This is a genomic window from Erwinia sp. MYb375, from assembly GCF_037479175.1.
Taxonomy (GTDB): domain Bacteria; phylum Pseudomonadota; class Gammaproteobacteria; order Enterobacterales; family Enterobacteriaceae; genus Erwinia; species Erwinia rhapontici.
This window is the reverse complement of record NZ_JBBGZS010000023.1, coordinates 169,905-192,251: the sequence shown is the minus strand read 5'-3', so window position 1 is coordinate 192,251 and position 22,347 is coordinate 169,905. Positions and strand designations below refer to the sequence as shown.

Here is a 22,347-nt window from a genome sequence, read left to right as displayed (position 1 = left end):
ACAAATAATATATTTTACTGGCTACGCGTGGCGTCCCATCATCGTGACACTCAAATTCACGGAGATTCAACATGGGACAGAAGAACCCGCTTACCGATGCGCTGTTAAAGGATGCGGTAGCCATCATCACCGGCGCAGGACAGGGCCTGGGACGTACCTACGCGCAGTCACTGTTAGACCATGGTGCGCGCGTTGTTATCAGCGACCTCGGCACCAACCGGGCCGGTGAAGGCGCCAGTAAAGATGTGATTGCGGAAGCTGGCCGTACCCTGCGCGCTGACAACGGACAATTGATCACACACAACGGACGCCTGGATAATGAGGATGGCTGCAGGGAGCTCGTGGAGCTGGCTATCACCCACTTCGGTAAGCTGGACATCCTGATTCACAACGCAGGCTGGGTGGACTATCAACGTATCGAAGACCAGAGTGATGATTTCCTTGAACGTGCCATCGGCATCAACATCCGTGCGCCGATTTGGCTGAGCAAATATGCCTGGCCATACCTTAAGCACTCTTCATCACCACGGATCGTGCTCAACACCTCTGATCGCGCCCTGTTCCAGCAATATGCGCAGCCCGGCCTCGTGGCTTACGCTGCCGGTAAGATGGCTCAGGTGGGCATCATGAATGCACTGAGCCTGGAAGGCGAGCAGCATGGAATCCTTGTCAACGCTATCTCCCCTGTTGCCAAAACACGCATGTGGGGAAGCATGCCGTCACCCGAGAACCTCAAACCGGAGTGGGTCGCACCGGGCGTCGTGTATCTGGCCAGCCCGCTGTGCCATGACACAGGCTACATCCTTCGCGCAAGCAACGGTCATTTCACCGCAACCCGCTTTTGTGAGAACCCCGGCGTTGTTTATCCCACTGACCTGGCGCGTGTCGAATGTGAGAATGTGGCTGACGTCGCCCGCCAGTGGCAGCAGATCAAAGAGTGTGAATATGCATAACGATTATGATCTGTGCAACATTGCTCATGTCGGCGCCACGTTAGGCGAAAGTCCGGTCTGGGATGCTCAGAAGGGGCTTTTGTACTTCGTGGATATCGTTGAAGGGCGGATCAACGTGCTGCGGCCAGAGGGAAAGGTCGACCGTGTTTATGAGTCAGCCGCACGCATTGGCGCCCTGGCGCTCACTGACAGAGGGAATCTGATCTTCACTGAAGATGCCCGCGTTGCCATGCTCAATCTGGAGACCGGTGCAGTGAGCCACGGCTCTCCCATTATCCATGAAGGCACGAGCTATCGTTTCAATGATGGTGCCTGCGATCCACAGGGACGTTTTGTTACCGGACTGATGAACGAGCGCCCGGATGGCAATAGCGGTGCGCTGTACCGATTCGATAGTGCACTGAATGCCCGGTTAATCCTGCCGGGGGTAACGCTGCCCAACGGGGTGGCCTGGTCCGAAGATGGCCGTACTCTGTTTTTCGTTGATTCGGTAGCATGTGCAATTTTTCAGGCCACCTGTTCGGCAGAGGGCTTGCCAGGCGATATCAGGTTATTTGTTGAGACACCCGCCGAACTCGGCCGTCCTGACGGTATCGCTCTGGATAAGGAGGGAGGGCTGTGGGTATGTCAGTTCAACGGGGGATGCCTGCTGCGTTACGACAGCAACGGGTGTCTGAGCGATCGTGTCATCATGCCCGTTCCGCGCCCTACCAGTTGCTGCTTTGGTGGCGAAGGTCTTGCGACCTTATTCATTACCACCGCACGCTTTGCTATGACGCCTTCGGAGTTACTGACGTCCCCAGATGCCGGGGATGTGTATACGATTCATCCCAGAATATCGGGCAGCCGAAGGCATCTGTTCAAAGAAAGACCACTATTCATGCCGTAGCGATCCTTGCTGATGGCGAATACCAAAGTGTTGCGCTAAGGCTTCCCATCCCGACGCGGTGACGTTCAACGCTCTTGATTGATTCGAGCGGCTCAGCCATTCCCACGCAATAAATGCCTCCAGCATCGCGGAGCCAAGAGGGCCTGCGAGGTGATATTGCCGCTCGGTCCAGTCGAGGCACAAACGGTTATTGCCTGCGCGTTCCGCACTGATTTCCACGCCTTGCTGTTCAAACCAGCGATGCCCCAGAACGGTTAACACGCAGTGTTGGCCTTCTCGCATGGCAATCAGCCCCTGGTCAAGCATCCTCTGCGTAATCAGCACGCCGAGTTGCCCGGCTAAATGATCGTAACAACAACGCGCAAAACGCAGCGCTTTCGCTGCACTATTGGGCGTTGTTTGCCATTGCGCAGTGACAGGCCCGACCGAGGCCAGACTTTCTAAGAGCTGGGAAATATGTGGCCCGGCCAGGCGGTAATAACGATAGCGCCCAACAGACTCGACGGTGACAAGCCCGCCATCACGCAGTTTTGCGAGATGAAAGCTGGCGGTTTGTGCTGTGATGTTGGCGGCCTCTGCCAGAGCACTGGCAGAAAGTGCTTCGCCTCCAGAGAGGTTAATGAGCATTATCGAACGCACCGGCTCGGCGATGAGATGGGCCACGACAGAGATGTGAAATTGGTTCATTGTTGCGCCCGAAAAAGTGAAGTCAGTGTTCCTCAGAGGGGATAATACTTCGATACAGCTCGAATCATTATTTAGCGCGTGCGGGGTATAGTCAATAAATCTCATTTATGGACTATGACCTCGACTCATGAACAACACCCCTTCGGCTCAAAAATGGTTGTTAGCGGCGACCAGTATCAGTTATATCATCGTGATTCTTGATACCTCGATTGTGAACGTTGCACTTGCACCGCTGGCCGCCACTCTGCACTCGACCATTACCGGCCTGCAATGGGTCGTCAGTGCCTATACCGTGACTTTCGCCAGTCTGCTGCTCAGCGGTGGTGCTTTAGGCGACAAACTGGGGGCAAAAAACGTTTATCTCACCGGCCTGCTGCTCTTTGCGCTGGCTTCGGCGGGATGTGGTTTTTCATCAACATTGCCCACCCTGATCTTCTCGAGGATATTGCAGGGTGTTGGTGCGGCCTTGTTGGTCCCCTCCTCTCTGGCATTGATCAACAGTGCGTTCCCTCAGTCTCGGGATCGTGCCAGAGCCATCGGTATCTGGGCCGGATGCGGTGGAATTGCCATGGCTGCCGGCCCGTTATTGGGCGGTTTGCTGATCCATTTATCAGGCTGGCGAAGTCTCTTCCTGGTCAATGTCCCCATTGCCGTACTCGGGGCGGTGCTGGCAACACGCATTCCTGCGATAAAAATCACTGTTCGCGAAAGGCCGATGGATTTTGCAGGGCAGTTACTGGCGATTATCGCACTGGGATCGTCTATTGCCGTGCTGATTGAAGGTGTCCATCGTGGATGGCGTGACCCGTGGATTTGCGGAGGAATACTGGTGGCGGTCATTGCCTGGGGGGTTTTCATCTTTACCGAGCGCACAATCAACCAGCCGATGCTGCCGATGACACTCTTTCGCCTTGCTGATTTTTCTGCCTCGGTTAGCGTCTCGCTGATTTCAGGATTAGTGTTTTACGGGGTGTTCTTCCTGCTCAGCCTGTACTTCGGGGCCGTGCGCGGTTGGTCATCGCTGGACGTGGGTCTCGCCTTCCTTCCCTTGACCTTGCTGGTCACGTTGGGCAGCTTTAGCGCCGGAAAACTTAACCGCCTGCTTGGCCCATTTTGGCTGATCACAGGATGCTGCGGGCTCTACGCCGCCGGATTCGCAGGGTTAATGATAGTAAGAGAAAATACACCCTATTGGCAGATCGCACTTTGCTTTCCTGCTCTCGGTCTTGCCGCTGGCATCATTACACCGGTCGCCACGGCAGTTGTCATGAGCTCGACAGGCAAAGAGCACGCTGGAATTGCCGCCGGCGTACTCAACGCAAGCCGACAAACGGGTTCAGCGCTGGGAGTCGCAATCTTTGGGGGATTGCTTAACGCGGTCAAACCGCTCGCAGAGGATATTGACATCGCCCTCTGCGTCGGCATCGCCTTCTCACTGCTCGCCGGCCTGTTATGCTCCACCCTGCTGAGCAGGAATTCAGCCTGTAAAAAAAACACGCTGTGAAAACGGGCTCAGGGAACGACCTTCCCCGGCGATGTGATCTGAATCCCTGTGGCGCACCCAGGCACGCGGTAGATCTCAGAAATCACCTGCATCGTGGCGTCTTCGATTGTTCCTTCATTACGGCATAAAACCCAGCCGTTATCGGCAATTTCTCGCTCGAACGCCTGGCTACAGGCAACATGTTCTTCCAGCTTATGAATCACCGTACTGCTTAGCCCACGCGATCGGGCCGCAGCCCTTGCCCATGAAATATCAGGCGTAGTCACCACACCGACATGCAGGTCTGGCGTTCGCACGTTTCGTTCAAGGTTAAGCTGTAAAATCTCTGCGAAGGGAACCATGCGGCGAAACGCGGCATCCGACGGGTACCAGCGGTCCATCAAGATAATGCTGTCCGGTGGCTGTTTAGCCAGCACGTGCCGGTATATCCAGGCACGGCTGGCGGCCAGGCGCTCACACACCTCCCATTCCAACGCCAGGGTGGGTTGTCTGGCGAGCCTGTTAACGAGAACCATGGTTCCGCGCCTGAAGGGATCGCTTTTTTTCTCGCAAAGGCGGACCACCTTCTTGTTGTCAGCCCGGAGGACTTTGGTGATGGCCTCCAACAGTGTGGTTTTACCAGCGCCCTTGGGCCCATCCAGCGTCACAAACAGCGGACGACTCATTGATCAAATGACGCTTGATAGACGGTTTTTGTAGAGCCTGAATCTGGCACAAGCATCTTACTTCCTTCGTATGTTTTGATCTGCACACTACTCATGTGGACGCGTTGCCCGTTTTCCATACTCCGACAACATTGCCGTTGCTTCATCCATCCGTTGACGATCAAGTTTATAGAATACCCAGTTCTTGATACGTTTCGAGGTCACAATTCCGGCTTTAGCCAGATTTTGTAGATGGCCTGTCACTGTGGGCTGACTCAGACCAATTTTTTCGGTGATAAACCCGACACACACACCGTCCTCAACCAGGTCGCCGTCCTGCTGCTCGGGAAAATGTGACCTTGGATCGGACAGCCATTCAACAATCACGAGCCGGTGCTCATTACCCAGGGCGCGAAAAATATCGGCCATTAACGTCTTTGAGTTGTTCATATAGCCAATTACCTATATAGTCATTTTCTTATATAACTTCAGGAGAATACTATGACAAACCACACACAAAGGCCAATGGGCAGTATCACGCTGAAAGATATTTATGCCGCTTCCCGGCGAATTAAGGCAACAGTATGCAGGACACCGCTGGAGCCTTCGCAGGAACTGTCTGCCCTTGTCGGGGCGGAGGTCAGACTCAAGATGGAAAATCTCCAGCATACCGGTAGCTTTAAGCTGAGAGGCGCCGCAAACGTTCTTGCCTGTCTTGATGCAGAACAGCGAAGCACCGGCGTCATCGCCCCGACAGCAGGGAACCATGGCTTAGGACTTGCCTGTGCGGGGCATGTAACAGGCATACCCGTATCCATATACTTACCGCATTCAGCAGATCCGATGAAGGTCTCGGCAATGAAAAATTATGGTGCTCAGGTGACCTTTTTTGACAGTATTGAAGACGCAAGACAGGCCGCTATTGCCGCAGCGCAACAGTCCGGCGCGACGTTCGTCTCGGCCTACAATAATGAGCAGATGATTGCAGGGGGCGGCACCGTCGGTCTGGAAATTATGGAAGACTGGGCAGACGCTGACGTTATTCTCGTGAACATTGGCGGCGGCGGGCTGGCCTCAGGTATTGCGACGGCCATCAAAGCCATCAACCCTGCTGCCGAAGTGTGGGCAATACAAAGCGAAGCGAGCCCGACATTTGCTCGCTGGAAAGACGCTGGCGAAACGATTCCTGTGGAAATAACGTCATCAATCGCCGAAGGCATCAGTGGCTACATAGAGCCCGAAACGATGACCTGGCCACTGATACGCGACCGTGTCGATCGTGTTCTTCTCGTCTCAGAAGCCGAAATTAAAGCAGCGATGGCGTTAATGCTTAATCTGCATCGCCATGTTGTGGAGCCTTCAGGAGTGCCCGCAGTTGCGGCAGTCCTTCGTTATGCAAAAGAACTGAGCGGGCGTAACGCTGTCTGCGTGGTCAGCGGCAGAAACATATCTGGCTCCCGCTATCTCGGATTAGTGAATGAGGCCACACGCTGAATAAACGGTATCCTCAGCCGTAGCCGATTGAGCGATGAAAAGTTCAGAGTGATTTTAAAATCCACGCCAGTACCTCTCCCGGCCTTTCAAGCACGGCCAGGTGTGTTCTGGCATTCTCCAGTCGTTTCACTTCAAAAAAATCATGCTTTTCAGCGAAACGCTGTTGAAAGGCAAGGTAGTCGTCGTCCCGGTCAAGGGAATAGAGGTGTGTACACTTCGGTGGGTTTTTGAGCGTTTCCAGGCGTTGGAGCGGCGAGCCGTATTGATGATAGGCATCGGCAATCACCTGCCCTGCCAGGCGCCAGAGCTGATAGCTGGACTCCGCCATCTCGGTGTTGAGATGATGGATCATGGTGGGTGAGTCGCTCCCTGCTAACCAAAATTCAAACAGCTGATCCCGTGCATATTCCCAGCGATTTTCTTGCTGCATCTCTGTGATGGCACTGAAAAACTCCGTCGACGGCTGATTCATGATCCAGTCCAGGAATATCATAGCAGGCACGCGTTCAGTTAAACTTTCCGCTAAGTCCACGGCGATCCAACTGGCGTGGGCGACGGAAACCGGGACAACGCGCTTCAACCCGAGATGTTCAATGAGTGCCAAAGCGTCAGCGAATAACGCTGCCCCGTCAAAATCCTGACCATCGGTGGAAGATTTCCCATGGCCCCGCCAGTCTGGAGTGACAACCCGAAAAGAAGCGGCGGCCAGCGCAGAGAATTCATTGAACACGGTCTTCGGCTGGCACCAACCCGGCATCAGAAACAGCGTCGTATCGCCGCTGCCAACATCCTGATAATCGATATCGCCATGTTTTGTATGTAAAATAGGCATGCATAACATCCTGTCGTAAAGTGAAGTAATACCACTCACAGCCGTATCAGTGTCAGGAACATGGCTGCGCCTGCGCTGCGTAAACCAGAAGAATACTCTTCACATCATTGAGAGGGTTACCATCCGACATATCACCGCAGGGTGCAAATGGCGAAGCACAGTCCAACACTGCATTTAACATAATTTCGGACGTCTTCATGAGGTCTTATGATCGAAACCTGGCTTATTTTCCCGTTGACTGCCGTCGCAGAAGAATGGCACTCCAACCACGCCGCGCAACGACTTTATATGGCGCAGCCCCCTGAGTCAGGAGGCTGGAGCAGGCTGCCAGGCAGGGAGAGCTGGCAGCCATTAGCTTCTTACTCACGCATGTTTAGAGAGGCATTCTGTACTCGATAACCCCCGGTTTTTCGGCCACCCAGTCATAAAGCCTCTGTGCCGTTACGTTCTTTTCCTGGGTATGCCAGTATAAGCGTCCACACTGGCGCTCGCGGGCCTGCCCTTGCACATATTCAATCAGATGTTTTCCTGTCTGTTTACCCCGACTAGTGGGGGCCACAAACAGATCTTCTAGATAACAGAAATCATTGACCGACCATGTTGAGCGGTGAAAAACATAGTGAACAAATCCGAGGAGGGTCTCCCCCTCTTTTGCGACAGCGCAATACATCGGTTCATCAGCATCAAAAAAGCGCCCCCATGTTGCTAATGTCGTCTCTTCTGGCAGCTCCACGCCATAGAATTGCTGATAGCTCAACCAGTAAGGTAGCCATGCTGAGTAATCGGCCTCTTGAACGGGCACCACGGAAATTTCTAAATTTTCATCATTCATATCAATCACTTTTTTAAAATGAAACGTATCAGGTGATGAAAGAGTAACGCTGACAGTGGTATTGTATAAGGCACACTTTATTTATTTTTTATGGGTCCACTTTGGCGATTAAAAACAACGCGGCCAGCTTTCCCAGCATATTGTTAAAAAACGGGAAAATTAAAGAACAGTTCTATTCGGTGATCAAAGAACTGATCCTGAATGGTCAGCTTCAAACAGGGAAAAAACTCCCCTCCAGCCGGACATTTTCTGAAATGATGTCCATATCAAGAAACTCAGTTCTCGCAGGCTTGGAACGCCTGACTGATGAGGGCTACCTTATGGCTAAACAAGGATCGGGAACCTATGTGGCATCGATCATTCCTGATGAGGTGATGCACAGTCAGCCGCAAGCCTCTTATTTACCGGCGAGCCTGGATAAGCGGCGTCCCGACATTAATCCGCATATGCAGGTCATGAGAAACATATGGGATGAAACGCGGCCCTGCTCGGGACAAAATCTGACGTTTAATATTGGCGTCGGCTGCAGAGATTTATTCCCTTATGAACTTTGGGGTCGCCTGTTAGGACGCACCTGGCGTCAGTTCCGCCACCAGGACGGAAAACTGAATGAACTCCAGGGGTTTAAACCCTTACGGCAGGCTATCAGTAAATATGTCTGCACCACGCGCGGCCTTCATTGCACCGAGCAGCAGATACTGATTGTTAATGGTACCCAGCAAGCCATGAATCTGGCCGCGCAGGTGCTATTGCAAAAAGGGGATGAAGTCTGGCTGGATGAGCCGGGCTATGATGGTGCGTTAGGGGCATTTACCGCCATGGGGGCCACCCTCCGTCCTGTCGTCAGTGATAACAATGGCATGGACGTTGCGTATGGCATCAGGCACTGGCCCAAGGCCAAATTGATTTTCACCTCTCCCTCTCACCAGTTTCCGCTGGGCGGAACATTAAGTTTATCCCGCAGGCTGGCGCTACTGGCGTGGGCTGCTGAAAATAACATGTGGATATTCGAAGATGATTATAACAGTGAGTTCAGGTACACCGGCCAGCCAATACAAGCCCTTCAGGGGTTAGATAAACATCAGCGCGTGATCTATGCAGGAACCTTCTCCAAAATGATGTTTCCAGGATTTCATTTAGGTTTCCTGGTGGTTCCAGAACATTTAGTGGCGTCTTTTAACATTGCCAAATATTACGCCGATACACGCACCTCGTATTTAGAACAAACGATCCTCGCCGCTTTCATTTCTGAAGGCCATTACGCCCGTCACGTCAGGCGGGTGAGAAAAGCCTGTCATGAACGCCAGCAGGTGATGATTGAGGCCATCAAATTATATCTGCCGGAAATCGTCTGTGTGGAACCGTCGGATTCAGGTATTCATCTTGTCTGCTGGTTAGCGGATAACCTTGAAGAATCCGTCATCATTGAGCACTGCCGTCAAGCGGGTTTAGGCGCACAGCCGCTTTCACGCTACTGCCAGACCACGCCAGCGAAGCAGGCGATTTTGTTCGGTTTTGCCGCGCATCCACCGTCAGAGATCGTTGAAGGCATCAAGAAGCTGGCTCAACAACTTGCTGAAAATAAAAGAGATTGAAGCTGATCAACAGCCTTTCGCATCGGTGCAGAGATAACGAGTCTCCCCGTTATCTCCCTGCATATCCTGTTCAGCGCGCGCCGGTAGATTCACTAACAAAACGCTCGTAGGTCCGTAGCGGACGCCCCAGCAGCGTCTGCAAACGCTCCACCGTTCCTTCTGCCGCCTGCATCCCGCACTGCTGAATGCCCGCCATCATCAGGCTCATATCATAGGCCAGCCAACCGGGGCTCCAGGCGGTCATCTGCTGCTCAAAAGCGACCACGTCATCACCGCCGTAGCCAACTTCACGGCCCAGCGCTGCGCTCCAGACGGCGGCGACACGCTCACCGGTCAGAACATCCGGGCCCACCAGCGCCAGGGTGTTGCTCTCCAGTGCTGCGGTTGCCCTGTCACGCCGCAACAGTTCCACTACCGCGATATCGGCAATATCCCGCACATCGATCATGGAAACACCCGCCGAACCGATCGGCATCGGATACACCCCATACTCTTCAATGACCTTTTGCACCGAGGCTTCGTTCTGCATGAAATAGGCCGGACGCAGAATAGTCGCCGGGATATTCAGGCTTTCAATCATACGTTCAACCGTATATTTACCGGTAAAGTGCGGTACGTTGGTGTACTTTTCCGCATGGATCACCGACAGATACACCACGCGCTCGATACCCGCCTCACGGGCAAGGTTCAGGGTGATAAGGGCCTGGGTGACTTCATGGGGCGTCACCGCATTCAGCAGGAACAGGGTTCGCACCGAGGCTAACGCCGCGCGCATTGCCGCGACATCGGTCATGTCACCCGCGACTTCAGTCACACCGGCCGGAAAAACGTGTTTACCCGGCTGGCGCACCAGCGCCTTGGTGTCTGCGCCGGCATCAGCAAGACGCTGACAAATCAACGAACCCAGCGTGCCCGTGGCACCAATAACAAGAATGGTCATATTTATCTCCAGAATGCGTCAGACAGCGCCGGTTAGCGCAGAAAATCGGCCACCACTTTGCCGATACGCGGCGCCGTGCGGTGACGTTCAATGGCCTGCGGGATGTCGTTAAAGCCGACGATCTCGCTGACGTGTGACTTCAATGCTCCGCTGGCAATGCTGGCGGCCAGCGTTTCCAACTGCGTGCCGTCCGGCGTGTTTATAAACCACAGCCCACGGCGTCCGGCAGGTGTGCGGGCAACAATGTCGGGCGAAGCCGTGCTGATGATAACGCCCTGCTCCGACAGCACCGGCCATGAGCGATCCAGCACTCCGCCACCAACATAGTCGAGGACAAGGTCAATATTGCTGGCAAGCGATTCAAACGGTTGCGACTGATAGTCGATAATGTGGTCGGCCCCGAGGCTGCGCACGTATTCCATGCCTGCCGCCGCCACGGTGGCAAACACCTCTGCCCCGGCCTGTTTTGCAAACTGCACGGCGTAGCCCCCCAGCCCTCCGGCAGCGCCGTGGATCAGAATGCGTTGCCCGGAGGAGATCGGGCCAGCATAGTTAAGGCTTTGCCATGCAGCGACGGCGGCAACGGGGATGGCAGCAGCGTGGATATCGTCCAGTCCTGCCGGTGTATGGGCCAGATTTGCCTCACTGATGACGACGAAATCTGCATAAGCCCCGATTCGTCCCAGCGATCCCATCACACGGTCACCGATACGAAAACGCGAACAGCCCGGGCCCACGGCCTCAACAATACCTGCCAGCTCAATGCCGAGAACGGCGGGGAGCGATAAAGGAAACACATCGCGGACGTACCCTTCTCTCACCTTCAAGTCGAGGCCATTAATACCGGCGGCATGAACCCGCACCCGTACCTGACGCTCTCCCACGTCGGGCAGCGCTATCTCAGCCACTCTGGCGGCATCAGCCCCGCCGTACTCTCCGATGACAACGGCTCGTTGCGTCATACTCATGTTCTGTTCCTCTGGTCTGTTAGGATGAATGAACGATAAACCGTTGCGCAGACAGAGAGCAGACACTAAATTAGAGACATGTCGTTTCAAAAATGGAACAGTATGGATCTCAATGCTCTGGTTGATTTTGCGCTTGTCGCCACCCACGGCGGGCTGGGGAAGGCCAGCCGCGCCAGCGGCAGGTCTAAAGCCACGTTATCGCGCCATATCGCGGATCTTGAACAACAGCTTGGCGTACGCCTTATCGAGCGCAGTCCCAGAGGGCTGAGACTCACTGAGGCGGGCGATATGCTGATGGCCAGAACATCGGGGTCAATCAACGAGGTGGTGGAGGCCATGACGTCGGTGCGGGAAGGGATCTCTGTTCCACGCGGGCACCTGCGCGTGGCATCGCCTGTGTTGTTCTCGCAGCTCACCATGGGGAGAATAGCTGCCGAGTTTTGCGCCGCGTATCCGGAAATCACCCTTGAAGTGGTGGCAGAAGACCGCATGGTGGATCTGGTGGAGGAACATTATGATGTGGCCATTCGTATTAACCCGCGCCCCGACAGCAGCCTGACGGGGCGATGCTTTGCTGAAGACCGCCAGATTGTGGTTGCCGCGCCCTCCGTTACCCTGCCCCAGCCGGGCCTGGTCACTCAGGTTCCCGCCATCGTATTTGGCAACGCACAGCCATCGCTGTGGAAACTGGACGATGGCCGCCTGGTGATTGAACCTCTCCCCCGCCTGAGGTTTTCCTCTTTTCTGATGATCCGCGACGCCGCCATCGCCGGTGGCGGTGCCGCGATTATTCCTCAGTCTATTGTCGGTAACGCCCTTGCCCGCGGCGACCTGGTGAAGTGGGGAACGGTGTCAGATGTCAAGGTGGCGCTGTGGGTCCTGCATACCTCACGGCGTTTAACGGCGCCAAAGGTCAGGGCATTCGTCGATTTTATCTGCGAACGCTACCCTAAAATTGCGCTGGTGATGACGGGATAAAACAGCACCGGATGCGCTCACCTCACCGGTTGTTTCTCTGCGGCACATCGACCGAAAACCTGGCCGTTCTTGCATCGCGTTCATACCCTTGCGGTTCCGTCAGTATCTGGTATAGCTCAGGACGGCGACCGTGGATCCAGCGGCGGCCCGTGCTCATCGCCAGTAGGGTTAAATCGAGTTCGGCGCTGACCATGGCATCGCCTGCCGCCCAGGTTTCCTCAATAATGCTGCCGTAAGGGTCAATCATCATGGCATTGCCGGTACGGACTTCGTCTTCATCCGCACCAACGCCGTTACTGAATAAGATAAACACCCCGTTGTCATGAGCACGCGCTGGCAGCCAGCGCATCAGCCAGCCGCGACCATTAGGGCCTCTAAAGGCAGCGGTCAATTCCTCCTGGCGCGTCGCCCGTTGCTCCCAGAGTTCCAGCGGGATCGGCTTCATGCCGCAGGGACTGCGGGATTGCGTGCCCCCTGTCTGGTGCGGTGCGAGAAGAATATCGGCACCCAGCAGCGCCGTGGCGCGCACATTCTCCACCAGATTGTTATCCCAGCAGATCAGTATCCCCACTTTCACTCCCCAGGGGGTGTCAAACACCGTGAACCGATCGCCACTGCTGATCGCGGGATGTTCAAAGGCATGAAGCTTGCGATGTGTATGCAGTGAACCGTCGGGCAGACAGGCAACGTAGGCGTTATACAGGCGGCCATCGTCGGCACGTTCGATCAGCCCGGCACCAATCAGCATCTGATGCTTGACGGCCAGCGAACGGATCAATGCCAGAGAAGGACTGGTTTCAATCGGCTCTGCCAAAGCTGAAACCTCAAAAGAGGTCAATTTAGGAACATGCCAGTAACCGGTGATACACATTTCGGGGAAGGTGAGGATTTTCACCTGTTGCAGGGCGGCTTGCTCGATAAACTTCTCCATCATCAGGAGATTATAGTGTTTGTTACCGGCCTGATGCTGAAACTGCACGGTGGCAGCCTTTAATGATGTTAACGCGGACATAATGATTCTCCAGCGGGGGTCAAAACACCATTACACCCGGTTGACTGATAACGGTATAATCAAATGATTTCCCATTCTGATAACTTTCTGGAATGTAATAATGAACCTGCGGTTGCTCAAAGCCTTTGTCACGCTGGCAGAGAAAGGTAATTATGCCGATGCGGCACAGGCGCTGTTTGTCTCGCAGCCCGCGTTAACCAAACAGATTAACCTGCTTGAGTCACAGCTCACTCTGTCGCTGTTTTCACGTGGCCGTCACGGCACCACGTTAACGGCCGGCGGCCGGCGCTTACTGCCAGAAGCGAAGAAGGTGATCGGGCAGGCCGCGCTGTTTCTCCAGCATGCAGAGCAGGTCGCGAAAGGGAGTGAAGGCAGTCTGGCCGTGGGATTTGGGCTTTCCAGTTTCTACTTAGCCCCGCGCTACATCGCAGAATTTCGCCAATGTTATCCCGGTGTCGATGTCTCATTAACGGATCTTCCCTCAGCAATACAGGACCAGTTGCTGCAAAGTGACGAGATTCAGGTGGGGTTTGTTCGCGTTCCACCCAGCGAGCCGCTGGATTACCTGCCGCTGTTCAACGATCGGCTGGTGTTAGTGACGCCGGATACAACGTGGGTCAGTGCGGCAGAGTGGCTAAAAAATCGCCCTCTGCTGCGGCTGCATACTGAACGCGGCCGTGGGCTGAATACACAGATTGATCGCTTCTTGCAGGACAACGCGCTTTATACGTCTTCGACTCAGCTGGCTGACGATATTCATACCATCGTCGCGCTGGTGATTGCCGGTACGGGCGTGGCGCTTTTGCCACAAAGCGTTATTCATATTGCGCCACCGGGGTTGAATATTATTCCGTTAAGCGGCGAGTCGTTAAGCTGGCAGGTGGGCGTCGCATGGAACGCCAGTACTGATGATGTTATCAGGGATAATTTTATCGTCAGGCTAATCAGTTGCACACAATCATGATGTGCCCGTGGCGGCATCGTATCGCGTTATCTCCCGTGATTCGCACCCGAACTTACGCTAACGACCTTTGATAAGAGGCACCTCAAGATAATGGTCAATGCCGCCATATTGCTGCGTTAAATAGTGATCAACCTGCTCAATCGCCGCAGCAGGACAGCATAGCCTTTGCAGATAATGCTCCCGACTGCTGCCACGTTTAAGCCAGTGAGCAGAAAACAAATCCACACTCTTTTTTAGCTCATACTCGGACCTGCGGTAATCAAGAATAATGTCATCTAAAGAGACATTAAACTTTTTGCACAGCAGAAAACTTGCCATCCCGGTTCGATCTTTGCCAAAAAAGCAGCCGAAACCAACGGAAGGTGATGAAGTGACAATCTGAAGCAATTGAGAGAAGTCGCCCCGATGTGCGTCGATTATCTCTATATAAAACTCGACAAGATCACTGACAGCCGGGTCAGTCGCACGTCGATACAACTCACCGACGGTAGTCATGGGAATATTAATTATTTTCCTGGAAAAAGGAAACGCCACATTAGCCTCGTTTATCCCTCTGAAATCCACAAGAATATCCAGTGCTGCAGGAAAAGCAGCCCCGGAAGAGTAAGAGAGAGAAGTACGAAAGAATGAATAGCGACCACAATGAACCTTTCTGCAATTTATCATTATTCCACCGCAGTCAGTTCATAAAGAGGGACGATTATTTTACCAAATCGATTTTTATAACGGCGTATATTGCAGGTTTTATCATCTTCAGAAAGTCGTGCAATGGAAAGATTGAGCGTATGCAGGCCCAATGACCTACCCCATTCAGCAGCAGTCATCATAGCGTAATATGAAGAACCAGGATCTTTGTAACCTGACTGGCGGTTAAAAGCGAGTTTTCTTAAATAACACTCATTTCCAATTTTAACCAGGTTGAGACAACACAGGACGTCTTCATCGTTTAGGGCAAAAAAACTTCTGCTGATACCCATGCGATCCTGATTAATGATGACATCAACTGCATTTTGAGCCGATTGATTCTGAATTAAATTCCTTTCATAACCCTGCAAAATAGCTTTACAATAGTGCTCACGGTAGAATCCTTCGACAGAAGAAACCGCATCACCTGAATATGAAACGATAGAAACGCCCTCTCTTTTAACTCTTTCAATAATATTATTAATCTTCCTTTTTTTTCCACCCGAAAAGTAGAAAGCATCCAGCCAGATATCAGAAGTTAAATCTTTTTTAATTAAAGATGACAATGTCATCCTTAACCCGTTACTGTGGACGGCCGTCATGAACTGATTGGCCATTGATAAAGAGTGCAGGCTATTATTCATAGTGAAATTTGCTTTTTTTATGCGTAATTTCAATGATAAAACCCACTCAAAAAAGAGGTTAATCAATTGCGGGACATTATGATATTTTCCAGATATTACCGGACCACAAGACCATTTCACTGAATTTTCATTTTCATTAATGAGTACCAGACACTTTAACCATGCATCATCAAGATTGATTGAAACATAGACGGGTTTACTGTTGTAACATGCTACGACATACTGGCCGTAATACGTTGACTGAGGATAAGGTGTATCAGAGTAGCTGATCATAAAATTATTCCATGCTTCACTATCTACCTCAGTATGCGAATGCACCAGATGCATATTATCCTCTGTCAATGGGAAAAAGAATGAAGCGAGTGTTGATTCTCAGTCAGAATATGATTCATATGCTGCTGAATCGACGATAATTCTTTCTGAGGTATGTCGGAAGAGTGAGAAATAATTGTATCGGCGAGAGAAGAGAAAGTGTGCAGACCCGAAACTTTCTTCCAATACCCTCCCTCCCGCAAAAAATCATCCTGTGCTGCATAGAGTTCCATCAACGTTTCTGCAGTGAGCAATCTTTGACTTATCATGCCACCTGTACCTGTTCTTATGCTTAATGCATGCTCCAGTGTATTAGGGAAATATCCTCTCATCTGTTTATCTGGAATAATGACTTTTATCTTTCTGGCGGGTTGTAAGGCCAGTAAAGGCAGAAAACGATACATACACATTCCCGTCCCTGAGATGATAACATTAGCTTTTTGTGACAATATTTGGGAAAAAGCAAAAGCATTAGCTCGCGGCGTAAGAGCGCGGACGACTTCACCTAACTCATTTTGGTAGTCAGGTAAATCACTGGTCTCCGCGACTTTACCGGATCCTAAAGTAACACCATGCGGAAGTATGACTCCCGTTTTATTCAGTGTGTGAGTCGCGAGTTGCGGAAGACCATCAGGGTGGGTTTTGCCGTAGCAGTAGACGAAATCATCAATCATTGCGGCAATACTCTCCACATCAGAGTTATGCGCTTCAGCATGATCGAGGATGGTTGATATAAAATGGGAAAGCGTTGTTTTACCACAGCCTGGCGCCCCCACGATCAGTACGATGAGCCTGTTACTCTGGGGCATACTTTTTGATTTCATTTTCAATACGCTGCCATGAATTATAGAAGTCAGAAAAGACATCTGAACCATACTGGAGACTAAAAAGATTATTGTTTGACGTTAATTTCTCAAAGCTGTGCTTCCTCCCAGGGACTAAGGGTGACGGAGACATATTTAAATAATCAGTGAAATGTCTTTCCTGATTAGGATTAGTGAAAAGAAGACGATCGTGGATGGAATTCAAAGGATAAATATCTAAGGCATCTTTCTTATCGAGGTAATTAAGCATAATAAATACTAACTTACCCGTACTCTCACGATAATTCACATTAAAAAAATGCATAAACTCATCGACATCGAAAAGTATTCTCTTTCTTGATTCAGGTGGGCAATGCTGGCCAATATTGTTGACCCAGTTATCGACCAGATGCTGTTTGCGGCGAAGTGTGTCTATTTTCAAACCAGTGGCAATACGATCATCAAATGCACTTAATGTTATCCCCATACGGCGCGGCCAGCCGGAAAGATTAATATTTTCACCCTCAATCCAACTGACCAGTAAATCGTCGGACTTGAAATCAGCCTTGAGATCAGTGCAGCAGCGAAAGAGGAAGCTGGATTTACCCGAACCACGCGGGCCAAAGAAAACATAACTGGTATCATCAATCACCGCACAGGATGCGTGAATCACCTGTGCATTTTTTTTGTTTGCGCAGTATCCGACCAACTGTTTTATCGTTCTGGCGAAGGTTTTATTATTTAGTTCCCCTTCCTGCGAAATAGTGACATTCCATTTTCTATTGTCATCATTAATTTCAATAAGTACACCTGCACTATCTTTTTCAGGTTCACGATATATGGTCTTTTCCTCAGCGCTATAGTTTATGATCCTCAACCCGCCACCATTATCGTCGAGGTCAACGTTCAGAACAGGTGGCATGCGCCAGGGCTTCTCATCATCAACCCAGCTTGTTGCAAATTTATTTATATTCAACGTGAGTGTGCAGGTAACATCACTTAGCGTATCTATCATCTTGAAAGATGGTGTCAGAAACACCATAACTGCCTTTAAGTTAACGCCAGTTCCTGCATAAACAGCAAACTTCTCGCCCGCAAATTCAAAAAAACAGCGTTCGCTCATTAAATTACATCCTCTATATAACGAGTAACAGGTTAAGATGTTACTTATCGGAATAGATTATTCTACCTGCAGGTGTTGCTGAAGGTTGAGATTCCCAGAAAACAATTTGAATTGAATTTCTTTTGTACTTTTTGTGCATCATATTAACTGAATGATAAGAGTCTTCCGTCCGTTTGAAAATAACACTCCTGCCCACTTTTGGCTCTATAGCGTGAAGTACCGAGCCATTTTCATCATGGATCATAAACTCCCCGCCCAGTCCCTGATTCAGTTCGCCACTCAGATAAATAAGCTGAGTCGCTAACTTTGGTCTTCTGTCCGTGTGGACAGACATAAAACAGTTTTCATAATATTGATTAAGAATGATTTCAATATGGGCATTAGTCAGATCGATTTTAATTAAATTCTCTACGCTTTTTTTATATTCCCCGGCGGTGGCAATTTCAATAAGCCTCTTCCAGGACGGAGCCAGATATAATGCATTCAATGAAGCCTGATCAAACTCAGTGTAAATTTTGATCTGCTTACACAAGTAGTTTTTATCCGAACCCACTTTTCGCTCGGTTAAAACCAACTGATTTTCCGGAAAATCATCTGATAATTGTTGTATAAACTGCGTTTCAAGGAAATTGTCTGACATAAACCATCTCCAGGGGCCACCCTGCTGAAAACCAGAAAAATTCATGCGACAATTTCCTTTTTGTTACTCTGTAAATAGTGAATATTAACGCCGAGGCTGGATAAATTCTCGATCAAATGTGTGTAGCCTCGCTCAAGATGCTCACACCCAGTGATTATCGTTTCTCCATTTCGGACAATGGCAGCAATAAGTAACACGGCGGCAGATCTGAGATCCTGTGCGAAGACCGACTGTGGTTCAGAATTTAATACCGCAGGATTAATACATATTTTACCGTCAAAAACTCCGATATCAGTTCCCATTTTATTCAGTTCATGAGCATAAGAAAATCGGTGCTTCCAGACGCGTTCCTCAATATTGGACAAACCCCTGGCGTAACAGAGAATCAAGGCGAAGAAAGGCTGATGATCGCTGTAAATACTCGTGCTTTTAACGACAACGTCGCAAGGTGATAATTCCGGTTTTGCCACGGCATATAGCGTTTTATTTTCATGTATTATGTTTATCCCGATACGTCTGAATAGGGTGATCTCGGCCTGCAGTCCTGAAATAACATTGTCAATTTTGTCACAATGTAACCTGATTTTTTTCCCCGATAAGATGGAAAGAGTTAAGTAAGTGATCACTTCGGAGAGATCTGAAAGTAACGTTACTGTCACCTTGTCACGGGTAACGATATCAACGGGAACGTCGGGAGGACAAATAACGATTTCTTCTTTATTCCAGGACACCCGAAAACCGTTGAGGCGCAAAAACGACAGGAGCTCAGTAACATCGGGTTTCAAATAAGGATTCAGGATCCTTGTTACCCCCTCAGTGACAGAAAGCGAAGCTAATATCGCCGTTTTTGTCGCTCCTGATACTAATGGCCCGGTAAGGTCATCAGGAAAATCAGAAAAATCCATAATATCAATGGTACAGGCTTGAAAACCGTTGGTACTGCCGATCATTCTTTCATCATTAATATCGAAACTGGCACTAAAATGAGACAAAACATCCAGCATATGCTGTAGAGGACGTGCACCATTATCGCCGATTGCACAGCCACCGAATGAAGCAAATGATACCTGTTTAAATCTTCCCAGAAGAACAGGTATTAAATAAATCGCGCCATGAATTTTTTCAGCCATATCAACCGGGATAATCCAGTCACGCAGATGAGTACAGTTAATTCTCAAGGTATCATCTTCGCAGTGGGAATCCCCCCCAAGATGATTAATGATGCTATTAAGGACTGAGGTATCTAAGACCTGTGGGACATTCTTGATAAAACAATCTTTCTTAAAACAGACAGCGGCAGACATAATTAAAGTAACCGCATGCTTAAAACCTGCAATTTTTAACGAACCGTCAGTGAGTTGGCCCGGGGAAACTGATAATGTGTGCACTGAATTTTAACTCCAGAAAAATGTGTATCGTATTTAATTACCGGGTACTGACAGGAATATTATCATCAACAGTAGTGACTTTTTTATATTCGTAACCGTGGAACAATCTGTAATATTCCATTTCCTGAGCATCAGGATAGTCCCGGGTTGAGAAAAGTTGTCTGTTGTAAAGTGAGATATCCTCAACCGTCATATCATCAGTAATTTCGTGATAACTGGTGAATATTGTTGGTCGATAACGTGCGTTATTGTCGTGTATATATTTAATAGTGCGTTTCAATCCATCAATACTATCCCCGGGTAAGCCCATCATGATGAAACAGTTCAATTCAATATGATGATCCCGACAGAGAGCTGAAACGTCCTCAATCTTTCTCAATGCCATCGTTTTCATTTTTGGCAGATTACTTTCTGCAACCGCAGTTTCAATGGTTTCGACACCTAAACTTATTCTAATGCATTTAGCCTGTGACATTCTTCGGATTAATTTCTCGTCTAGAAAAGATAGAGTAGTAACGCATTTCCACGGAATTGTTATTTCCTTTTCTATCATTTTATCACAAAGTTCAAGAACCCATTTTTTATTGAGAGTAAAAGTGGGCGCGTAGAACGTGACGTACTCAAACTGCCCTTTTGACAAAGAATCCTGGATGTAATCAATGACACTTGACACAGATACACGACGTTCATTTTTTCCCTGCATAATGGGCACGTCACAATAATGGCAACCAATACTGCACCCTCTGGCAATGGGAACGACTAATTCCCGTCTATTGGGAATGCCACAAAACTTATTAAAGTCATCCAGATACATCTTGTCATAATGCGTATAGGGGATAATGTCAACGTCAGGGAATACCCACGCCTCACAGTCCAGCATTCTGCCATTACCCCTATCATGATAGCCCTGTGCAGTTTTAATCAGAAAACCTTTAGCTGGTTCACCCCCCATGATTTCGATAAGATAGTCATGAATGCCTGATTCATAATCACCAGAGTAATGAATAGCATCAAAATCAAACTGTTTGAAAACCTGAGGATTCTGTTTACTAAGTCGTCCAAAAGTCAGCAGTTTACTGCGTGGCGTCATTTTTTTACAATAGTGTACAAAACGGGAAAATGTATCAACCCCGTCAAAATCATTCATCGCGATGATGACATCGAAGTCATTGTTGATCAGCAATTCACAGATGTTTTTCCAATTTACATTTAATACTGCAGCATCGAGTGTTGTGACTTTGAGCTCGGGTAATTTTTTTTTCAGATAAGCTGACACCTGAAATATTGGCAAATGATGCCCGGCATTAAAATATGAAGGTATGTACGGTGGTATAATTAATAACACATTCATGCGACGGCCTCGACATTAACAATTCAACATTATGATTTGATACCCTTCCCTTACTGGTTACATTGCAATCTTGAAATTAATTGCTTTATCAGCATGGTGGCATAACAGCCGGATGGGAGGAAGAAAGAAAGACTAAATGCATATTTGCCATCATTCAGCTCATCGAAACCTGCATGGCCAAAGGTTATGCACGTATTGATTATCGCCGGACGATCTGTATCAACAGGTACGATTTTGTTATCAATGACGATGTGCCGTTTGTATTTGTACTGTAAATCACTCAGCAGTGCTTCAATGGATTCATTGACTTCTAAAGGAAAAATGAATTTTACACCTTCATTTTCTTCTGTGGTCTTTTGTGAGCTATTAAGATGATTTTCAAGCTTTTCAATCAGCTGACCATTCCATTTAAAAGATGAATAAGAGGAACGATAAAATGCTATCTTTCTCAGGTCAATGCGTGCGAAGAAGTCATTAATGCTGGTAACAGGACGGTCAATAATATCTTGCGTGTCCTTGATTCTGTTAACTAATGTCACTGCACGAGTGTAATCTTCATGCTCAATGGCATGACCAAGTAAATGTGTTATTTTATCTCCACCGGGAATGCCAAAACGTTGAGTATCATAATAATTGACAAACGCCATTGACATCCGATCATGACTGATAATTTTTCTATAGACAGAATAATCCACGTTACGTACTACGATGTTGAATTCATTCCCCTGTAACGAGGCGACAGTGATTCTTTCACCTCTCTTGCCAGTTGGGTATAGTCTGACAAACCTGTTATCCATACTGACTATGTCAAATATCACATCGTTTTTTTTATACTGACTCTCAGCCAGTGCAGTGCTGTCAACAGAGATATACTGTTCCGTGAGTCCGTCACAATCTTTCAGCCCGGCATAACCTATTCTATTTTGGTGTATATCAAAATAATCTGCGATCAACGTAATTGCTTCAAAAGTTTCATAATTTTTCTTTTTTAGTAGAAAATAAACATTATTATCTGAAGCGTTATCAGTATCACCTGAATGCTCGAGAAGATCATGTTTTTCCTTAACAATAAAATCTTCCGGCATTGACTTTAATTTAAATGTCATCCTT

General features: G+C 49.4%; 23 protein-coding genes. 7 read left to right on the top strand and 16 right to left on the bottom strand.

What is annotated here, in order from left to right:
* The first annotated feature begins 71 nt into the window (after positions 1–71).
* Positions 72–953: an SDR family NAD(P)-dependent oxidoreductase gene (locus WH279_RS13885; RefSeq protein WP_339457334.1), complete on the top strand. Its 882-nt coding sequence runs from the start codon at positions 72–74 to the stop codon at positions 951–953.
* Positions 946–1,842 (top strand): SMP-30/gluconolactonase/LRE family protein, encoded by an 897-nt coding sequence (locus WH279_RS13880; protein ID WP_339457333.1) that lies wholly within the window; start codon positions 946–948, stop codon positions 1,840–1,842. Before WH279_RS13885 ends, WH279_RS13880 begins: the two co-directional genes overlap by 8 nt.
* Here WH279_RS13880 and WH279_RS13875 read toward each other — a convergent pair.
* Entirely contained in the window at positions 1,828–2,529 is a 702-nt protein-coding gene (locus WH279_RS13875; protein ID WP_339457331.1) for a helix-turn-helix domain-containing protein, read from the bottom strand. The genes WH279_RS13880 and WH279_RS13875 overlap by 15 nt on opposite strands.
* A gap of 127 nt (positions 2,530–2,656) precedes the next feature.
* Between WH279_RS13875 and WH279_RS13870 the strand changes: the two genes are divergently transcribed.
* Positions 2,657–4,033 carry an MFS transporter gene (locus WH279_RS13870; protein WP_339457329.1) on the top strand — a complete coding sequence of 459 codons (1,377 nt, stop codon included), beginning with the start codon at positions 2,657–2,659 and terminating at the stop codon, positions 4,031–4,033.
* A gap of 8 nt (positions 4,034–4,041) precedes the next feature.
* On the opposite strand, the gene WH279_RS13865 is transcribed toward WH279_RS13870, so the two are convergent.
* Positions 4,042–4,698, bottom strand: coding sequence for a dTMP kinase (locus WH279_RS13865; RefSeq protein WP_339457327.1), 657 nt, complete (start codon positions 4,696–4,698; stop codon positions 4,042–4,044).
* An 87-nt stretch (positions 4,699–4,785) separates the two neighbouring features.
* A complete protein-coding gene (locus WH279_RS13860; RefSeq protein ID WP_133843191.1) occupies positions 4,786–5,127 on the bottom strand; it encodes an ArsR/SmtB family transcription factor in 342 nt (113 codons plus the stop codon).
* A gap of 51 nt (positions 5,128–5,178) precedes the next feature.
* Here WH279_RS13860 and WH279_RS13855 point away from each other — a divergent pair, with 51 nt between their 5' ends.
* Positions 5,179–6,171, top strand: a complete 993-nt coding sequence (locus WH279_RS13855) for a threonine ammonia-lyase (protein WP_339457323.1) — start codon at positions 5,179–5,181, stop codon at positions 6,169–6,171.
* A gap of 43 nt (positions 6,172–6,214) precedes the next feature.
* Here the strand turns inward: WH279_RS13855 and WH279_RS13850 are convergent, their stop codons facing one another.
* Complete coding sequence (locus WH279_RS13850) at positions 6,215–7,003, bottom strand: alpha/beta hydrolase (RefSeq protein ID WP_339457321.1); 789 nt, start codon at positions 7,001–7,003, stop codon at positions 6,215–6,217.
* Between the two features lie 373 nt (positions 7,004–7,376).
* Positions 7,377–7,835 (bottom strand): GNAT family N-acetyltransferase, encoded by a 459-nt coding sequence (locus tag WH279_RS13845; RefSeq protein ID WP_339457319.1) that lies wholly within the window; start codon positions 7,833–7,835, stop codon positions 7,377–7,379.
* Between the two features lie 107 nt (positions 7,836–7,942).
* On the opposite strand from WH279_RS13845, the gene pdxR reads away from it, so the two are divergent.
* The gene (gene pdxR / locus WH279_RS13840; RefSeq protein WP_339458699.1) at positions 7,943–9,430 is read left to right on the top strand and encodes a MocR-like pyridoxine biosynthesis transcription factor PdxR; all 1,488 of its coding nucleotides are present in this window, start codon (positions 7,943–7,945) and stop codon (positions 9,428–9,430) included.
* A 70-nt stretch (positions 9,431–9,500) separates the two neighbouring features.
* On the opposite strand, the gene WH279_RS13835 is transcribed toward pdxR, so the two are convergent.
* Both WH279_RS13835 and WH279_RS13830 read right to left on the bottom strand, forming a co-directional pair.
* Positions 9,501–10,370: an SDR family oxidoreductase gene (locus WH279_RS13835; protein WP_339457317.1), complete on the bottom strand. Its 870-nt coding sequence runs from the start codon at positions 10,368–10,370 to the stop codon at positions 9,501–9,503.
* A 32-nt stretch (positions 10,371–10,402) separates the two neighbouring features.
* Positions 10,403–11,338, bottom strand: a complete 936-nt coding sequence (locus tag WH279_RS13830) for an NADP-dependent oxidoreductase (RefSeq protein WP_339457315.1) — start codon at positions 11,336–11,338, stop codon at positions 10,403–10,405.
* Between the two features lie 102 nt (positions 11,339–11,440).
* Between WH279_RS13830 and WH279_RS13825 the strand changes: the two genes are divergently transcribed.
* Positions 11,441–12,316, top strand: coding sequence for a LysR family transcriptional regulator (locus tag WH279_RS13825; RefSeq protein WP_339457313.1), 876 nt, complete (start codon positions 11,441–11,443; stop codon positions 12,314–12,316).
* 22 nt (positions 12,317–12,338) lie between these two features.
* Here WH279_RS13825 and WH279_RS13820 read toward each other — a convergent pair whose 3' ends face one another.
* A complete protein-coding gene (locus WH279_RS13820; protein ID WP_339457311.1) occupies positions 12,339–13,328 on the bottom strand; it encodes a nitrilase family protein in 990 nt (329 codons plus the stop codon).
* Between the two features lie 100 nt (positions 13,329–13,428).
* Between WH279_RS13820 and WH279_RS13815 the strand changes: the two genes are divergently transcribed.
* Entirely contained in the window at positions 13,429–14,292 is an 864-nt protein-coding gene (locus WH279_RS13815) for a LysR family transcriptional regulator (RefSeq protein WP_339457310.1), read from the top strand.
* Between the two features lie 57 nt (positions 14,293–14,349).
* Here WH279_RS13815 and WH279_RS13810 read toward each other — a convergent pair whose 3' ends face one another.
* The 8 genes from WH279_RS13810 to truD all read right to left on the bottom strand — a co-directional run bounded on the left by WH279_RS13810 (position 14,350) and on the right by truD (position 22,343).
* On the bottom strand, positions 14,350–14,856 hold the full coding sequence (locus WH279_RS13810) for a tyrosine-protein phosphatase (RefSeq protein WP_339457308.1): 507 nt from the start codon (positions 14,854–14,856) through the stop codon (positions 14,350–14,352).
* Between the two features lie 101 nt (positions 14,857–14,957).
* Positions 14,958–15,893, bottom strand: coding sequence for a hypothetical protein (locus WH279_RS13805; RefSeq protein ID WP_339457306.1), 936 nt, complete (start codon positions 15,891–15,893; stop codon positions 14,958–14,960).
* Between the two features lie 65 nt (positions 15,894–15,958).
* Entirely contained in the window at positions 15,959–16,756 is a 798-nt protein-coding gene (locus WH279_RS13800) for a hypothetical protein (RefSeq protein ID WP_339457304.1), read from the bottom strand.
* Complete coding sequence (locus tag WH279_RS13795; RefSeq protein WP_339457302.1) at positions 16,728–17,858, bottom strand: hypothetical protein; 1,131 nt, start codon at positions 17,856–17,858, stop codon at positions 16,728–16,730. Before WH279_RS13795 ends, WH279_RS13800 begins: the two co-directional genes overlap by 29 nt.
* 40 nt (positions 17,859–17,898) lie before the next feature.
* Positions 17,899–18,543, bottom strand: a complete 645-nt coding sequence (locus WH279_RS13790; RefSeq protein ID WP_339457300.1) for a 2OG-Fe(II) oxygenase — start codon at positions 18,541–18,543, stop codon at positions 17,899–17,901.
* The gene (locus WH279_RS13785) at positions 18,540–19,886 is read right to left on the bottom strand and encodes a hypothetical protein (RefSeq protein WP_339457298.1); all 1,347 of its coding nucleotides are present in this window, start codon (positions 19,884–19,886) and stop codon (positions 18,540–18,542) included. The genes WH279_RS13790 and WH279_RS13785 overlap by 4 nt, the downstream gene beginning before the upstream one ends.
* A 37-nt stretch (positions 19,887–19,923) precedes the next feature.
* Positions 19,924–21,237 carry a B12-binding domain-containing radical SAM protein gene (locus tag WH279_RS13780; RefSeq protein WP_339457296.1) on the bottom strand — a complete coding sequence of 438 codons (1,314 nt, stop codon included), beginning with the start codon at positions 21,235–21,237 and terminating at the stop codon, positions 19,924–19,926.
* 50 nt (positions 21,238–21,287) lie between these two features.
* On the bottom strand, positions 21,288–22,343 hold the full coding sequence (gene truD, locus WH279_RS13775; RefSeq protein WP_339457294.1) for a tRNA pseudouridine(13) synthase TruD: 1,056 nt from the start codon (positions 22,341–22,343) through the stop codon (positions 21,288–21,290).
* Between the last annotated feature and the right edge of the window lie 4 nt (positions 22,344–22,347).

What these genes read in the sequence shown, in the direction of transcription:
- WH279_RS13885 (WP_339457334.1), top strand. Translation starts at nt 72, where the DNA reads ATGGGACAGAAGAACCCGCTTACCGATGCGCTGTTAAAGGATGCGGTA.
- WH279_RS13880 (WP_339457333.1), top strand. Translation starts at nt 946, where the DNA reads ATGCATAACGATTATGATCTGTGCAACATTGCTCATGTCGGCGCCACG.
- WH279_RS13875 (WP_339457331.1), bottom strand. Translation starts at nt 2,529, where the DNA reads ATGAACCAATTTCACATCTCTGTCGTGGCCCATCTCATCGCCGAGCCG.
- WH279_RS13870 (WP_339457329.1), top strand. Translation starts at nt 2,657, where the DNA reads ATGAACAACACCCCTTCGGCTCAAAAATGGTTGTTAGCGGCGACCAGT.
- WH279_RS13865 (WP_339457327.1), bottom strand. Translation starts at nt 4,698, where the DNA reads ATGAGTCGTCCGCTGTTTGTGACGCTGGATGGGCCCAAGGGCGCTGGT.
- WH279_RS13860 (WP_133843191.1), bottom strand. Translation starts at nt 5,127, where the DNA reads ATGAACAACTCAAAGACGTTAATGGCCGATATTTTTCGCGCCCTGGGT.
- WH279_RS13855 (WP_339457323.1), top strand. Translation starts at nt 5,179, where the DNA reads ATGACAAACCACACACAAAGGCCAATGGGCAGTATCACGCTGAAAGAT.
- WH279_RS13850 (WP_339457321.1), bottom strand. Translation starts at nt 7,003, where the DNA reads ATGCCTATTTTACATACAAAACATGGCGATATCGATTATCAGGATGTT.
- WH279_RS13845 (WP_339457319.1), bottom strand. Translation starts at nt 7,835, where the DNA reads ATGAATGATGAAAATTTAGAAATTTCCGTGGTGCCCGTTCAAGAGGCC.
- WH279_RS13835 (WP_339457317.1), bottom strand. Translation starts at nt 10,370, where the DNA reads ATGACCATTCTTGTTATTGGTGCCACGGGCACGCTGGGTTCGTTGATT.
- WH279_RS13830 (WP_339457315.1), bottom strand. Translation starts at nt 11,338, where the DNA reads ATGAGTATGACGCAACGAGCCGTTGTCATCGGAGAGTACGGCGGGGCT.
- WH279_RS13825 (WP_339457313.1), top strand. Translation starts at nt 11,441, where the DNA reads ATGGATCTCAATGCTCTGGTTGATTTTGCGCTTGTCGCCACCCACGGC.
- WH279_RS13820 (WP_339457311.1), bottom strand. Translation starts at nt 13,328, where the DNA reads ATGTCCGCGTTAACATCATTAAAGGCTGCCACCGTGCAGTTTCAGCAT.
- WH279_RS13815 (WP_339457310.1), top strand. Translation starts at nt 13,429, where the DNA reads ATGAACCTGCGGTTGCTCAAAGCCTTTGTCACGCTGGCAGAGAAAGGT.
- WH279_RS13805 (WP_339457306.1), bottom strand. Translation starts at nt 15,893, where the DNA reads ATGATCAGCTACTCTGATACACCTTATCCTCAGTCAACGTATTACGGC.
- WH279_RS13800 (WP_339457304.1), bottom strand. Translation starts at nt 16,756, where the DNA reads ATGAAATCAAAAAGTATGCCCCAGAGTAACAGGCTCATCGTACTGATC.
- WH279_RS13795 (WP_339457302.1), bottom strand. Translation starts at nt 17,858, where the DNA reads ATGAGCGAACGCTGTTTTTTTGAATTTGCGGGCGAGAAGTTTGCTGTT.
- WH279_RS13790 (WP_339457300.1), bottom strand. Translation starts at nt 18,543, where the DNA reads ATGAATTTTTCTGGTTTTCAGCAGGGTGGCCCCTGGAGATGGTTTATG.
- WH279_RS13780 (WP_339457296.1), bottom strand. Translation starts at nt 21,237, where the DNA reads ATGAATGTGTTATTAATTATACCACCGTACATACCTTCATATTTTAAT.
- truD (WP_339457294.1), bottom strand. Translation starts at nt 22,343, where the DNA reads ATGACATTTAAATTAAAGTCAATGCCGGAAGATTTTATTGTTAAGGAA.